This is a genomic window from Mycolicibacterium alvei (genome assembly GCF_010727325.1).
GTDB lineage: Bacteria > Actinomycetota > Actinomycetes > Mycobacteriales > Mycobacteriaceae > Mycobacterium > Mycobacterium alvei.
The window spans coordinates 1,384,653-1,399,156 of the sequence record NZ_AP022565.1 but is presented as its reverse complement, the minus strand read 5'-3'; the positions used below and the strand labels follow the sequence as shown (position 1 = coordinate 1,399,156).

Annotated in this window: 13 protein-coding genes; 9 read left to right on the top strand and 4 right to left on the bottom strand. The window is 66.3% G+C overall.

Annotated elements, in window-relative coordinates; all coding sequences use genetic code 11:
• Window positions 1–6: 6 nt before the first annotated feature.
• The 4 genes from G6N44_RS06680 to G6N44_RS06665 are packed head-to-tail and all read right to left on the bottom strand — an operon-like array spanning window position 7 to window position 4,373.
• Complete coding sequence (locus G6N44_RS06680) at window positions 7–1,305, bottom strand: PucR family transcriptional regulator (protein ID WP_163662253.1); 1,299 nt, start codon at window positions 1,303–1,305, stop codon at window positions 7–9.
• 10 nt (window positions 1,306–1,315) lie between these two features.
• Window positions 1,316–2,695, bottom strand: a complete 1,380-nt coding sequence (locus G6N44_RS06675) for a flavin-containing monooxygenase (RefSeq protein WP_163662251.1) — start codon at window positions 2,693–2,695, stop codon at window positions 1,316–1,318.
• Window positions 2,692–3,594, bottom strand: coding sequence for an alpha/beta hydrolase (locus tag G6N44_RS06670; RefSeq protein WP_163662249.1), 903 nt, complete (start codon window positions 3,592–3,594; stop codon window positions 2,692–2,694). The genes G6N44_RS06675 and G6N44_RS06670 overlap by 4 nt, the downstream gene beginning before the upstream one ends.
• Window positions 3,591–4,373, bottom strand: coding sequence for an enoyl-CoA hydratase/isomerase family protein (locus G6N44_RS06665; protein WP_163662247.1), 783 nt, complete (start codon window positions 4,371–4,373; stop codon window positions 3,591–3,593). The genes G6N44_RS06670 and G6N44_RS06665 overlap by 4 nt, the downstream gene beginning before the upstream one ends.
• Before the next feature lie 206 nt (window positions 4,374–4,579).
• Between G6N44_RS06665 and G6N44_RS06660 the strand changes: the two genes are divergently transcribed.
• From G6N44_RS06660 to G6N44_RS06620, 9 genes are all read left to right on the top strand, one after another.
• Window positions 4,580–5,413 (top strand): mycofactocin-coupled SDR family oxidoreductase, encoded by an 834-nt coding sequence (locus G6N44_RS06660; protein ID WP_163662245.1) that lies wholly within the window; start codon window positions 4,580–4,582, stop codon window positions 5,411–5,413.
• An 89-nt stretch (window positions 5,414–5,502) separates the two neighbouring features.
• Window positions 5,503–6,198: an MlaE family ABC transporter permease gene (locus G6N44_RS06655; RefSeq protein WP_163669681.1), complete on the top strand. Its 696-nt coding sequence runs from the start codon at window positions 5,503–5,505 to the stop codon at window positions 6,196–6,198.
• The gene (locus G6N44_RS06650; RefSeq protein ID WP_163662243.1) at window positions 6,195–7,052 is read left to right on the top strand and encodes an ABC transporter permease; all 858 of its coding nucleotides are present in this window, start codon (window positions 6,195–6,197) and stop codon (window positions 7,050–7,052) included. The genes G6N44_RS06655 and G6N44_RS06650 overlap by 4 nt, the downstream gene beginning before the upstream one ends.
• A gap of 1 nt (window position 7,053) precedes the next feature.
• Complete coding sequence (locus G6N44_RS06645; protein ID WP_163662241.1) at window positions 7,054–8,424, top strand: MCE family protein; 1,371 nt, start codon at window positions 7,054–7,056, stop codon at window positions 8,422–8,424.
• On the top strand, window positions 8,421–9,449 hold the full coding sequence (locus G6N44_RS06640; RefSeq protein ID WP_163662239.1) for an MCE family protein: 1,029 nt from the start codon (window positions 8,421–8,423) through the stop codon (window positions 9,447–9,449). Before G6N44_RS06645 ends, G6N44_RS06640 begins: the two co-directional genes overlap by 4 nt.
• Window positions 9,446–10,690, top strand: a complete 1,245-nt coding sequence (locus G6N44_RS06635; protein ID WP_163662236.1) for an MCE family protein — start codon at window positions 9,446–9,448, stop codon at window positions 10,688–10,690. The genes G6N44_RS06640 and G6N44_RS06635 overlap by 4 nt, the downstream gene beginning before the upstream one ends.
• A complete protein-coding gene (locus tag G6N44_RS06630) occupies window positions 10,687–11,928 on the top strand; it encodes an MCE family protein (RefSeq protein WP_163662234.1) in 1,242 nt (413 codons plus the stop codon). Before G6N44_RS06635 ends, G6N44_RS06630 begins: the two co-directional genes overlap by 4 nt.
• Before the next feature lie 44 nt (window positions 11,929–11,972).
• On the top strand, window positions 11,973–13,067 hold the full coding sequence (locus G6N44_RS06625; RefSeq protein WP_163669679.1) for an MCE family protein: 1,095 nt from the start codon (window positions 11,973–11,975) through the stop codon (window positions 13,065–13,067).
• A gap of 1 nt (window position 13,068) precedes the next feature.
• Window positions 13,069–14,496, top strand: a complete 1,428-nt coding sequence (locus G6N44_RS06620) for an MCE family protein (protein ID WP_163662231.1) — start codon at window positions 13,069–13,071, stop codon at window positions 14,494–14,496.
• Window positions 14,497–14,504: the final 8 nt, after the last annotated feature.

Genomic DNA, 14,504 nt, shown 5'->3' with positions numbered 1-14,504 from the left:
CGGGGGTCAGTCGGCCGGGGTCTCCGGGTGCGCGGCCTCGGTGCCGGGCCGCGGCGCCGAGGAGAAATCGGCCGGCAGGATCTCGTCGCCGAATGTGGTGGTGAGCAGCAATGCCACCTCCACGTCCAGGCGGCGCTCGTCGAGCGGATGGCCCAGCACGGCCTCGATTCGCTGCAGCCGGTAGAGCACCGTGTTGCGGTGCATGAACAGCCGTTCACTGGCGCGCCGCGTGTTTCCGCCCTCCTGCAGGAACACCCACAGGGTCTCGCGCAACTGCTCGGCCGCGGCGGTTCGGGCGGCGAGTTCACCGAGAACCCGGGACACGAAGCGGCGGGACTCCTCCATATCTCCGGCCATCAGCGCGACGGTCGCGACATCGGCATGCGGGGTGAGCCGTGCCGGCGCCGGCATGCGGGACGCCACCCGACGCGCCGCCAACGCCTGTTCGTGGCTGATCCGGAACGCATCGAGACCGTGGACGGTCTGGCCGACGGCGATGAGCACATCGGGGTGCGGCAGTGCCCGGGAGGATTCGGCCAGCCGACCGGTGTCCAGATCCCCGGCTACCCAGGCCCACATGGCACAGGTACCTGCCGGCAACATCAGCATGCGGGACACCCCGGCCGCCGAAAGTAGCGCGGTGAGGCAGGATTCCAGCGCGCCGAGTTGCTGCTCGACCTCGCCGTGCGACGGGGTCCACGCCACCAACGCGGTCTGTGCCGCCCGTAGGTCGTGATCGAGCTGGCGACCGGCGTGGTCGATCGGTATCCGGTCCCCGCGGAGCAGTCGCTCGACCAGCGCAGTGCGCCGTGCCGCCGCACCGCGCAGCCACCGGTCCCGCTCCCGTTCGTAATCGGAAACCAGTTGTGCGACAACGCGGTCGAGGTACACGTTGAGTTCGTCGAAGCTCCGGTGTAGGGCCTCGATGAACACCTGCTGGTCGGAGAGTCGCTCGGCGAGAACGTCCAGCCACAGTCGTGAGAACAGTGTTTGCCCCACCCGATAGGACTGGATGAGCAGTTCCAGTGGCAGCTGACGACGCGCTACCGTCGACGCGAATGCGATCACTTCCGGTCGGATCGGCACGTGCTCGGCGACGGCCTCTGCTCGGAACACGGCCAACATGGCCGAGACGTTGCCGTACGCGCTCGCTTCGGCTTCCCGGGCCAGGTCGTCGTCGTCGAAGAACTCGGGCACCGATCCGGCCAGTTGCTCACTGAGTTGCGCCGCAACGTCGTCGAGTTGCGCGGCCAGATCGTGGGCGCAGGCAACGATCGCCTCGTTTGCGGTGAGCTGACTGGCCACCGATCCGATGCTACCGGGCAGCGTAGCGCTCCTGGTTCGATCCGGCCGGATCGCGCTGTACACCATCGGCGCCCGATCCCGGCCGGCGGGCCCGGCGGCGCCCCGCGCGCATCTCGCGCTGCAGCGTCTTGGCGTAATGGTTGTGGTCCACCTGGACGGTATGCCGCGTGGTGTTGACGAATCGCTTGCGCAGCCACTGCTGATCAGCGGCGATACCGCGTCGCATCTCGTCAGGGCTGGGAAGCGTGCAGCGTCCGGTCAGTACCTCGCCGAGCCACTTGCCCTGCAGTTCGGCCAGCGGCTGGATGGCACCCAACGGCTGACAGAGGCCGATGAAGAACAGCCCCGGCCGATCCGGGTCGACCACGCGGTGATAGAGCGCAACCTGGTTGTTCGGCGCTGCAAAGTACGTTTCGTCGAAGAACGGGAACGTAATTCGGTACCCGGTCGCACACACGATCACGTCGACATCCTCGACGGTGCCGTCAGAGAATCTGACCCGATCGCCGAGGAGTTCGGCGATCTGCGGTTTGGGCTTGATCCGACCCAGCCGAAACTCGTCCATCACACTGGCCGACATCGTCGGATGCGCGTCGCCGAACGAGTGATCCGGAACCGGCACGCCGTAATCCTGAGCCCGACCGTTCGCCAGACGCATCAGTGCACCGAGCATGATGCGACCCGGCTTGTGCGAGGCCGCGTTCAACAGCCAGTTCGGCGGTGCCATCCCGAACACATACTTGGGCATGATGTGGGCTCCACGTCGCACCGACAGATAGGTCCGGTCCGCGATATGGGCTGCTTCGCAGGCGATATCGACTGCACTGTTCCCGATGCCGACGACGACGACCCGCTTGCCGGCCATGAACACCGGGTCGCGGTAATCACGGGAATGCATAATGCAGCCGTTGAATTCGCCGGGGAACATGGGTTCGGGCATCCGGGCGTCCCAGTGGTGGCCGTTGGCGACCAGCACGTAGTCGTAACGTTCGGCGCGGCCGTCGGCCAGGCGTACTTCGAAGCCACCGCCGGACAGCGGCGTCACCTGCGTGACCTCGGTCTGGAACTGGATGTGCTGATGCAGTCCCAGGTGTCGCGCGTAGTCATCGAAGTACCGCGCGAAGTCCCAATGACTCGGGTAGGCCGGAAGGTCGTCGCCCATCGGGAAATCGCGGTAGCCCATGTAGCCCTTCGGGGCGTTCGAACTCAGTGTCCGATAGGCGGCGGCGGTGCCACTGGGATTGTCGAAGACCCACAGGCCGCCGACTCGGTCGCTCTTCTCGTAGCAATCGAAGTCGACTCCCGCTCCTTTCAGGCCGGCGCAGGCGGCCAGTCCCGCCGAGCCGGCCCCGATCACGCAGGCCCTGGGGGTGCTCTTGCTGGCGGTCATCGTGGAGTCCTTTCTGAAAGTGAGGATAGGAATGAGATCTGTGCGGTGACAACAGCATCGAATGCTGAGCCGCTGTCGTAGACATCGAAATGCCCGGCCTCGGGGTAGTCGCGCACCGTCGCATCGGCACGCGCCCCCGCGGCACGGGCCAGGTCGACGGGAGCGTTGAGGTCGGACCCGGCGATCTGTACCAGCACGGGGCAGCCGATGCGGTCTGCGAGCAGACCGGGCCGATAGGTCGGCACCGCGAGCAGTATGCGTGCGGCAAATTCGTTGCGCCACAGTGGCGCACCGGCAGTGGCGGCAAGGTATCCGGGCAGCGCGTCGGGAGTGGTGAGCATTGCAGCGCTGCCCGGCGGACCAACCGCAGGCAGCAGCACCGGCGGGCGGCCCAGTTTGGCGCCGAGCGCATCGCGCACCGCCGTCGCACCCAACCGGCCCGCGACCCGCGGCGGGATGGCGCGCCGCATCCGCAGCAGTGTCGTCCAACCGTCAACGATCGGGGTGAGTGCGATCGCCGCGAGAAGGTCATCCCGCGCAGCAGCCACCGCGAATACGTGACCGCCCGAAAGCGATGTGCCCCAGATGACGACCCCCGACACCCGTGGCAGGCGCCGGGCAGCGTTGATCGCCGCGTGGTAATCGTGTTGTTGCGCGGCAAATTCGATGACTTGGCGGGGTCGACCGCCCGACGCCCCGAACCCGCGATAGTCGAAGCACACGGTGTCGATGCCGGCTTCGGCGAACCTTTCGCCGAAGCCCACCAGCCCGGCGTCACGGGTGCCGCAGAACCCGTGTGCCATCACCACGCACGGCCTGCGCTGCGCCCCGTCGGCGGCGTAATGCCAGGCCGTGATCGTGGATCCGGCTACCGGAATCTGGATCTCGACGCGTTTCACCGCCGGGCCTGTGGGCTGTTGGCTCCAGGTGCGGCGAGGAACCGGCGGTATGCATCGGCGAATTCGGGTGTCTGGATGCACTGCAGCTGGGCGTCCAGCTCGGCGTCGAGGGTGTCATTCCACATCGGCCGCGCCGCCTGGTCGATGATGCGTTTGGCCAGCCCGTTCGCGGTGGCCGAGCAGGCCAGCAACTCGTCGACCAACCCGCAGGTCGCCGCGGCAAGTTTGGCCGCCGGTGCGACGCGGTTGGCGATGCCGAGCCTGCCGGCCCGGGCTCCGTCGATCATCGCCGAGGTCAGGATCAGTTCCTTTGCGCGGCCGGCCCCGATCAGGGCCGCCAGCCGGCCGGTGCCTCCGACGTCGGGCACCACACCCATCCGGGTCTCCGGTAGGCCCAGTGTCGCATCGCCCGCCACCACACGCAGGTCGCAGGCGAGGGCCAGCTCGAAACCGGCGCCGATCGCCCAGCCGTGCACGCTGGCGACGGTCGGAACTGGCAACCGCTCGAGCCGCTCGTAGGCCGTGACGAACGCGCCGCGAATCTGCTGCAGTCCCTCCGGGCTGGCAAGCCGGGCCAGCGTCGACGCATCGATTCCGGCGCTGAATCCGGGACCCTCCCCGCGGACCACGACGGCGCCGATCCCGGTGGCGCCCTCCAGCTCGCCGACCGCATTGTCGAGTCCTTCGATGAGCTCCTCGTCGAGGGCATTGCGCCGCTGAGGGCGTGCGAGCACCAGGTGCGCGACAGGGCCCTCACGTTCTATCCGGACAGGCGTCATGAACTTTAGCTAAGCGTCAATTTCGGGCCCGGGCCATGTCGCCCTGCACAGACATCCCCGAGCGAGTTGTGCAGGCTGCGCGAACCTCGCCATTGACCTTCCATTGTGAGTATCGGTCCGCACAATGAGTGACATCGAGCTCCAGTTTCGTTCCGTACCAGTCTGATCCATGGCATGTCTGCTGGATCCGATGAGAGGTAGAACAGGTGTCAGCACGTTTTGAGGGCAAGGTGGCATTCATCACCGGTGCCGCCAGGGGCCAGGGCCGGGCGCATGCGGTGCGATTCGCTGAGGACGGTGCCGACATCATCGCCGTCGACCTGTGCGAGCAGCTCGACAGTGTCGCGTATCCGATGAGCACGCCCGAGGACATGGACGAAACAGTTGATCTGGTCGAGAAGACGGGCCGCCGAATCGTGGCCGCCAGGGCCGATGTCCGTGACCTGTCACAGTTGAGTGCCGCGGTGGACAGTGCGGTCGGTGAGTTGGGCCGGATCGACTACGTCTTGGCGAACGCCGGTATCGGACCGGTGTTCGGTGAGCCGTCCCAGCTACTGGCGGCCTACACGGACTCGATCGAGGTGATGCTCAACGGCGTCTACTTCACCGTCGAGGCGGCGTTACCGGCATTGCTGGAGCACGGTGACGGAGGTGCCATCGTGATCACCAGCTCGGCGGCAGGCCTCAAATCGGTCGGCCCGGGATTCGCCACGAAGAGTCACGGCGGAGCCGGTTACACCGCGGCCAAGCACGGTGTCGTCGGTCTGATGCGCTACTACGCAACGACACTCGCCGAGCGCAGCATCCGGGTCAATTCAGTGCATCCCACCGGTGTGGCCACCCCGATGATCATGAACGCCCAGGTCGACCAGTACCTCGCCGAGCACCCCGAATTCGGCGCGTTTCTGCAGAACCTGTTGCCCACTCCGGCCGTCGAAACCCGCGACGTCACCGAGGCGATGGTCTATCTGTGCTCGGACGCGGGCCGATACGTCACCGGTGTCGCGTTGCCGGTGGACGCCGGGCTGACGGTCAAGTAGGCATCGGAGCAATTGTGGCCACTTCGATCGGTGTGGTGACCGTTCCGGTCCGCGCGGTGGGCGGTTTCTTCGCGCTGGCGCTGGACACCATGGTGATGACCTTCCAGCGTCCCTTCGCGTGGCGGGAGTTCCTGACACAGACCTGGTTTGTGGCAAGGGTTTCCATGCTGCCGACCCTGATGCTGTCGATTCCGTTCACGGTGTTGACCGTGTTCACCTTCAACATCCTGTTCGTCGAGTTCGGTGCCGGCGATTTCTCGGGCACCGGAGCGGCATTCGGCGCCGTCACCCAGATCGGGCCGATGGTGACGGTGCTGGTGGTGGCCGGTGCCGGCGCCACCGCGATGTGCGCCGATCTCGGGGCGCGCACCATCCGCGAAGAACTCGATGCGCTGAGGGTGATGGGGATCAACACCACTCAGGCGCTGGTGGTCCCACGGGTGCTGGCGGCGACTCTGGTTGCGCTGCTGTTGTCGTCGCTGGTGATTCTGGTCGGTATCGGCGGCGGATTCGTCTTCTCGGTGTTCTTTCAACATGTCACCCCCGGCGCTTTCGTGGCCGGTCTGACCCTGGTGACCGGGTTGGGTGACGTGGTGGTGTCGCTGATCAAGGCGGCGTTGTTCGGCCTCACCGCAGGCCTGATCGCTTGCTACAAGGGGACATCGGTGGCGGGCGGCCCGGCCGGGGTGGGCAATGCGGTGAACGAGACCGTGGTGTTCTCCTTCCTGGCGCTGTTCGTGATCAACGTCGTGGCCACTGCGGTTGGCGTGAAGGTGACGTTATGAGCTCGGCAGTGGTGGCGGGCAATCGGTTCGGATGGGCCGGCCGCCGGATCCGCAAGTGTGTGGCCGGCTGGAACCGGGTCGGTGAGCAGGCCGAATTCTACGGCCGGACGGTGCGCTCGATCACGGACGCATTCGTGCACTACAAGTGGGAACTGGTTCGGCTGATCGCCCAGATGAGCCTGGGCACAGGTGCATTGGTGGTGATCGGCGGGACGGTCGCCATCGTCGGCTTCCTCACCCTGTCCACCGGCGCACTGGTTGCCGTTCAGGGGTACAACCAGTTCGCGCAGGTCGGGGTCGAGGCGCTGACCGGGTTCGCCTCGGCCTTCTTCAACGTGCGACTGATCGCTCCGTTGACCGCCGCCATCGCCATGGCCGCCACCATCGGTGCGGGCGCCACCGCGCAGCTCGGGGCGATGCGGATCAACGAGGAGATCGACGCGCTGGAGGTCATGGGCATCCGCTCGATTGCCTACCTGGCCTCGACGCGCGTGGTGGCGGGTGTGATCGTGGTGATCCCGTTGTACTGCGTGGCGGTCTTGATGTCCTTCTTCGCCGCCCGGTTCGGTACCACCTATGTCTATGGCCAATCCACCGGAGTCTATGACCACTACTTCCGGACCTTCCTGATACCAACCGATCTGATCTGGTCGTTCCTGCAGGCGATCGCCACGGCGATGGTGATCATGCTGGTGCACACCTATCACGGCTTCACCGCATCCGGTGGGCCGGCCGGGGTCGGTGAGGCCGTCGGTCGAGCAACGCGAACATCCTTGGTGAGTGCGGTTTTCGTGACACTTCTGGTGACACTGGCCATCTACGGTCAGTCCGGCGACTTCAACTTGGCGGGATAGCGTGGCTGGCAGAGGAAGCCGGCTGCATCCGGCATGGTGGACCGCGATCCTGGTCGCAGCGATCGTCGCGGCGACGGCGCTGTCGGGCGCCGCCTTCACCCGGTCATTCCGGTCCTACGTCCCGGTGACGCTGGTGTCGGACCGTGCCGGGCTGGTGATGGAGTCGGGCGGCAAGGTGAAGCTGCGCGGGGTACAGGTGGGCCGGGTCAGAGCCATCGAAGCGGGTCGGGAGGCAGTGCGTCTGGAGCTGGAGATCGACCCGGATCAGATCGGGCACATCCCGGCCAACGTGGAGGCCCAGATCGCGGCAACCACGACATTCGGCGCCAAGTACGTTGAGCTGCTCAGCCCGGCGATGCCGAGTGCCGATCGCCTGTCGGCCGGTGACACGGTGCGGTCCCGCAATGTCACCGTCGAGGTCAACACCGTGTTCCAGAACCTGGTCTCAGTGGTCAGACGGATCGATCCGGGCAAGTTGAACGCGGTGCTCTCGGCAATCGCCGACGGGGTACGAGGTCAGGGCGAGGTGATCGGGGCGGCCACCACCGATGCCAACGTGGTGCTGGCCGCACTCAATGAGCGCAGTGCCACCGTGCAACGGAATTGGCAGGCACTCAAGGGGTTCAGCGACACCTATGGCGCTGCCGGACGCGACATTCTCGACATGCTCGACGCCGTCAGCGTGACCAGCGTGACGACCACCGACCATGCCGCGGCGCTGGATATGTTGCTGCTCAACCTGATCGGATTGTCCCGCAGTGGTATCGGACTGCTGGAGCCGACGCGCGAGAACCTGGTGCGCGCGGTCAACGATCTGGCCCCGACGACGGCGTTGCTCGCCAAATACAACCCGTCACTCACCTGCGTCTTGGTCGGTGGCAAGACACTGCTGGACAGTGGGTACTACGACATCACCGGCGGTTCGGACGGTAAATCGCTGATCGTCGACGCCGCCGTGCTGCTCGGCGACGACCCGTACCGCTATCCCGACAATCTGCCCGTGGTGCGGGCGAAGGGCGGACCCGGTGGTAAACCGGGCTGTGGCTCGTTGCCGGATGTGGCGCAGAACTTCCCGGTGCGGGCCCTCGTCACCGACACCGGATGGGGCACCGGCGTGGATCACCGCCCCAACCCGGGCATCGGATTCCCCGGCTGGGCCAACTACTTCCCGGTGACCCGGCCGGCACCCGAACCACCGAGCATCCGGAACCACGGCGCACCGGCGCCCGGACCGGTGCCCTATCCCGGTGCACCGCCTTACGGCGCACCGCTCTACGGCACCGACGGAACCCCGCTGTATCCGGGTGTGCCGGCTGCACCACAGCCGGGCGCCCAACCGGAATACCAGCAGGCCGAAGGTGAGGACCCGTGAGAGAAAGCCTGTTCGGCACCGTCTGGCGGCTGTCGATCTTCGTCGTCGTCGCGTTGCTCGGGATGTTCGCGCTACTGACGATCTTCGCGCAGTTCCGATTCGAGCGCGCCCAGAGCTACCATGCCCTGTTCACCAACGTGACCGGGCTGAAGAGCGGGAACTTCGTCCGGATCGCCGGGGTCGAGGTCGGTAAGGTCCAGCGCATCGCGTTGGGTGACGACGGCACGGTGACGGTGTCGTTCAGTGCCGAGGATTCCGTGATGCTGACCCAGGGCAGCCGGGCCGTGATCCGATACGACGACCTGATCGGCGGTCGCTATCTCGCTCTCGAAGAGGGGCCGGGCAACACCGGTGAACTCCTGCCCGGCAGCACCATTCCCCTCGATCGCACCGCGCCTGCGTTGGACCTGGACGCGCTCATCGGAGGATTTCGGCCGCTGTTCCGGGCCCTGGACCCCGAGCAGATCAATGCGCTGAGCGGTCAACTCCTGCGCGCTTTCCAGGGCGAGGGTGTGACGGTGAGTTCGGTGCTGGCACAGACCGCCACACTGACCCACACTCTGGCTGACCGCGACCAACTCATCGGCGAGGTCATCACCAACCTCAATTCGGTGCTCGACTCGTTCGGGAGCCAGCGGGATCAGTTCGACCAGGCCGTCGGATCATTGTCGGAACTGATGCACGGACTGGCCGAACGCAAGGTTGAGATCGGCAACTGGGTGACCCAGGCCAACGCATCATCGGCCACGCTGGCCGATCTCCTGCACACTGCGCGGCCGCCGGTGACCAAGGTCGTCCACGAGACGGATCGGGCGGCGGCCATCGTCGTTGCCGACCACGACTACATGGACAACCTGCTGGCGACCCTGCCGGAAACGTACCGGGTACTGGGAAGGCAAGGCATGTATGGTGATTTCTTCAGCTTCTACCTGTGCGATCTGGTGCTGAAGCTGAACGGCAAGGGCGGGCAACCGGTCTATGTCAAGCTCGCGGGCCAGGCCTCGGGGCGGTGCACCCCACGATGAGATCATTCGAGGACCGCAATCCATTGGTGATCGGGGCCATCGGGCTGCTGGCGACCGCTACCGTCGCCGCAGCTGCGCTCAACTATGACCGACTGCCGTTCCTTACTGCGCCACAAACCTATTCGGCGTACTTCGCCGAGGCGGGCGGCTTGATCGAAGGCTCCGACGTACAGGTATCCGGCCTGGAGGTGGGCACGGTGACCGGTGTCGTGCTCGACGGTTCGCGGGTATTGGTGACCTTCAAGGTGGACCGGGATGTGCGGCTGGGGGACCGCAGCGAGGCAGCAGTGAAGACCAAGGCACTGCTCGGCAACAAGACCCTCGAAGTCGCGCCACGCGGCGAGGGCAGGCTGTCCGCCCCGATTCCGCTGGAGCGGACCACATCGGCCTACCAATTGCCGGATGCGATCGGCGATCTCGCCGCGACGATCAGCGGATTGGACACCGGCCAGTTGTCCGATTCGCTCGAGACGCTGGCGCAGACCTTCTCCCACACTCCGCCGCACGTAACGGTCGCCGTCCAAGGGGTGGCCCGGCTTTCTCGGACGCTCAACGAACGTGATGGCCAGTTGCGGTCGCTGCTGAGCAACGCGAACCGGGTGACGACGGTCCTGGCCGAACGACGGGATCAGATCGTCGGACTGGTCGCCGATACGAATGCGCTTCTCGCCGAGTTGGCAAGGCAGGGAACTGCTCTGGAGCAGGTATCGGTGCACGTTTCCGCGGTCAGCCGCCAGATCCAGGGGTTCATCGACGAGAACCGGAACTCGCTGCGGCCTGCTCTGGAGAAGCTCAATGGGGTGCTCGCGATCGTGGAGAACCGTAAAGATGAAGTGCAGCAGTCGATCAGGGGCCTGAACGACTACCTGATGGCGTTGGGGGAGACCCTGGCATCGGGCCCGTTCTTCAAGGCGTATCTGGCGAATTTGCTGCCCGGGCAGGTCATTCAGCCGTTCGTCGACGCCGCATTCTCGGATCTGGGATTGGACCCGAACGTGTTGGCGCCATCTGAGCGCACCGACCCCCAGGTCGGTCAGCCCGGGACTCCGGCACTGCCGGTGCCCTACCCCCGCACCGGTCAGGGTGGGGAACCGAATCTGACTCTGCCCGATGCGATCACGGGCAAGCCCGGTGACCAGCGATACCCCTACCGGGAGCCGCTGCCCGCGCCGCCGCCCGGCGGGCCACCGCCCGGGCCGCCGGCCGAGAGCGCACCGGCGCCGGCGGAGGTCGGCCCATGACCAGGACCCGGATCCCCGTCGTGCGGGCGGGGCTGGCGGTGGCGTTGGTGGCGGCCCTCGTCGGCGGCTTCATGGCGGTGCGGTCCACCGAGGCCGCAGGACGAACGCACATCGTCGGCTACTTCGATAACAGCAACGGGCTGTTCGTCGGAGACCAGGTGCGCATCCTCGGTGTCGCGGTCGGCCGCATCGACCGGATCGAGCCAGAGCCGCACCGGGCCAAGATCCACTTCTGGGTCGACCGCCGCTACCCGGTGCCCGCAGACGCCAACGCGGTGATCCTGTCACCGTCGCTGGTGACCGCCCGAGCCATCCAGCTGACCCCGGCCTACACCGAAGGTGACCGGCTGCAAGACCATTCGGTGATTCCGCGGGAACGCACCGCAGTCCCGGTCGAGTGGGACGACTTCCGCGACCAGCTCGAGCGGATCACCGCGATGCTGGCGCCCACCGAGGCCGGCGGGACCAGCACTCTGGGCTCGTTCATCAACACCGCCGCGGACAACCTGCGTGGTCGAGGCACCGATATCCGCGGTGCCGTCATCGAGATGTCGCAGGCAATCGCCGCGCTCGGCGACCACAGTGACGACATTTTCAGCACGGTGCGCAACCTGTCGCTGCTCACCTCGGCACTGCAGGGCAGCACCGACGTCATGGCACTGCTCAACCAGAACCTGGCTGCGGTCACCGGGCGGCTGGCCGAGAATGACGGCGCGGTCGGTGCCGCCATCGCCGACCTCGGCGCGGTGATCGGCGAGGTGACCACCTTCGTCGCCGACAACCGGGAGACGGTCGGTGTGACATCGGACAAGCTGGCCGCGGTGTCCACGACACTCGCCGAAAGTCTCGACGACATCAAGCAGACGTTGCACATCGCTCCGACGGCGGCGCAGAACTTCGTCAACATCTACCAACCTGCACAGGGAACCCTGACCGGCGCGCTGGCGGTGGGCAACTTCGCCGATCCGATCACGTTCATCTGCGGCGCGGTGCAGGCCGCGTCGCGGTTGGGCGGCGAACAGTCCGCCAAACTATGCGTCCAGTATCTGGCCCCGATCGTCAAGAACCGTCAGTACAACTTTCCGCCCCTGGGCCTGAACCCGTTCGTCGGAGCCTCCGCGCGGCCGAATGAGATCACCTACAGCGAGGACTGGATGCGCCCGGATCATATTCCGCCACCCGTTGATCCGACACCGGCCGGGTTGCCGGACCTGATGCTGCCCGGAGGCGGATCGTGACCCGGGTCCGGTGGCGCCCGCTCGCTGTGACGGTGTTGGTGGCGATGCTGGGCACCACCACCACGGCCGGCTGTGGCTGGCGCGGCCTGAACACACTGCCGATGCCCGGCACCGAAGGGCATGGCCCCGGCGCGTACACGATTCAGGCCCAACTGCCCGACGTGAACAACATCCAGCAGAACTCCCGGGTGCGGGTCGGAGACGTCACGGTCGGCAACGTCACCCGGATCCAGCGACAGGGCTGGCATGCGCTGCTGACCATGAAACTCAACGGTGACGTGGAGCTGCCGGCCAATTCCACGGTGACGGTGGGACAGACCAGCCTGTTGGGGTCGCTGCACATCGAGTTGGCGCCACCGGCCGATGAGCCGTCACGGGGCAGGCTCGGCGAGGGATCGCTGATCCCGCTCGCCTCGGGTGGCGCCTACCCGTCCACCGAACAGACACTGGCCGCGGTGTCGCTGCTCCTCAACGGCGGAGGCCTCGGTCAGATGCAGGACATCACCCGCGAACTTGCCACGGCGTTCGCCGGACGTGAGGACGACCTGCGCAACCTGCTGTCCGAAATCGACTCCTTCGTAAGCCATCTCAACGATCAGACCGAGGACATCGTGGACGCGGCGGACAGCCTCAACCGGCTGGTCGGACAGTTCGCCGACGAGAAGCCGATCGTGGACACCGCCTTGGCGAAGGTTCCCGATGCCCTGGCGGAGTTGAATGGGGTGCGCGAGAATCTCGCCGAGGCGCTCGATCAGCTGGGTCGGTTCGGGAGCCTGGCGACCGACTCGGTCGACCAGACCAAGCAGGCGCTGGTGGCCGAGCTCAAAGACCTCGGGCCGGTACTGGAATCGCTGGCCAATGCCGGGCCGGCACTCACCCGATCGCTGAGTTTCTTCACCACCTATCCGTTTCCCAAGGAGACGCTGACCAAGTGGTTCCGTGGTGACTACGCCAACCTGACCGCGGTGATCGATCTGACCCTGAGCCGGATCGATTCGTCACTGTTCACCGGCACCCGGTTCGAAGGCAAACTCACCGAGTTGGAACTTCAGTGGGGACGGACCATCGGTCAATTGCCGAGTCCGTACACGGCGGGCAATCCGTTGATTGCCCCGTACCGGTTCGACCAGGGGCGGTGACATGCGGCCGAATCGTCGGATCGTGACCCAGTTGGCATTCTTCGTGGTGATCACCGTGGCCGCAGGAGCAGTCATGGTGTTCAACTACATGCGCCTGCCCGAATTGCTTTTCGGGGCAGGCCATTACCGGGTGACCGTCGAACTGCCTGCAGCGGCTGGTCTCTACAAGAACGGCAATGTGACGTACCGGGGCACCGAGGTTGGGCGGGTACTCGGCGTTCGGCTGAGCGGAGACGTCGTGCTCGCCGAACTCTCCTTGCAGTCCGGAATTTCGATCCCTGCCGATCTCGACGCCCGAGTGCACAGCCAGTCCGCCATCGGCGAGCAGTATGTGGCGCTGGTACCGCGGGTGGATGAGGGGCCTTCGCTGAAGGACGGCGACGTGATCGGGCTGGACCGGACCTCGGTGCCGCCGGACATCAATGGGCTGCTGAATGCGACCAACGCAGGATTGGCGGCCGTTCCCGGCGACAATCTGCAAACCGCGGTCGATGAGGCGTATCAGGCGTTCGGTGGTCTGGGGCCGGAATTGTCCCGGCTGGTGCGCGGATCCACCACGCTGGCCACGGATGCGCGCCGCGACCTGGGCCCGCTCACCGGTTTGATCGAGGTGGCGGGTCCGGTGCTGGACAGTCAGACCGAAACCGCCGGGTCGGTCGGGGCCTGGGCCGCTCACCTCGCCGACCTCACCGCGCAGGTGCGATCCCAGGATGCCGCGCTGACTCGGATTCTCGAACAGGGGCCGGCCGCCGCGGACGAACTGCGCAGGGGAATCGACCGGGTTTCCTCCACCGTGCCGGTGCTGCTGGCCAATCTGGTCAGCACAGGGCAGGTGGCGCTGACCTACCGGTCCGGCATCGAGCAACTCCTGGTGCTGCTGCCGCAGAACACCGCTGTCGTCCAGGCCGCCGGACTGGCCGACCGCAACATCAAGAGCCCGTACAAGGGCGGGTATCTGAGCTTCAACCTGAATGTCAATCTCCCGCCGATCTGTTCGACGGGCTACCTGCCGGCACAGCAGCGCCGGGCGCCGAGCAAGACCGACAACCCAGCCCGGCCGACCGGCGATATCTACTGCCGGATCCCGCAGGACGCTCCGTTCAATGTCCGTGGCGCACGCAACCTTCCGTGCCAGACCCGGCCCGGCAAGCGGGCCCCGACCGTTCGGATGTGCGAGAGCGACGAGAACTACGTCCCGCTCAACGATGGTTTCGCCTGGAAGGGCGATCCCAATGCGACGTTGACGGGTCAGGACGTGCCGCAGGTGCCGCCGCCCCCCGCACCAATGCCGATCGCGGTCGCCGAGTACGACCCGGCGACCGGTGAATACATCGGTCCGGATGGGCAGGTCTACACCCAGCGTGACCTTTCGGCTGCGGCCGACGGCGAGCGGAGCTGGCAGTCGATGCTGCTGCCTGCGGCGGGATGACCGATCAG

Excerpts from the sequence above, each read along its gene's own strand:
- G6N44_RS06655 (WP_163669681.1), top strand. The coding sequence starts at position 5,503 with ATGGTGATGACCTTCCAGCGTCCCTTCGCGTGGCGGGAGTTCCTGACA.
- G6N44_RS06635 (WP_163662236.1), top strand. The coding sequence starts at position 9,446 with ATGAGATCATTCGAGGACCGCAATCCATTGGTGATCGGGGCCATCGGG.
- G6N44_RS06665 (WP_163662247.1), bottom strand. The coding sequence starts at position 4,373 with ATGACGCCTGTCCGGATAGAACGTGAGGGCCCTGTCGCGCACCTGGTG.
- G6N44_RS06630 (WP_163662234.1), top strand. The coding sequence starts at position 10,687 with ATGACCAGGACCCGGATCCCCGTCGTGCGGGCGGGGCTGGCGGTGGCG.
- G6N44_RS06650 (WP_163662243.1), top strand. The coding sequence starts at position 6,195 with ATGAGCTCGGCAGTGGTGGCGGGCAATCGGTTCGGATGGGCCGGCCGC.
- G6N44_RS06625 (WP_163669679.1), top strand. The coding sequence starts at position 11,973 with ATGCTGGGCACCACCACCACGGCCGGCTGTGGCTGGCGCGGCCTGAAC.
- G6N44_RS06620 (WP_163662231.1), top strand. The coding sequence starts at position 13,069 with ATGCGGCCGAATCGTCGGATCGTGACCCAGTTGGCATTCTTCGTGGTG.
- G6N44_RS06675 (WP_163662251.1), bottom strand. The coding sequence starts at position 2,695 with ATGACCGCCAGCAAGAGCACCCCCAGGGCCTGCGTGATCGGGGCCGGC.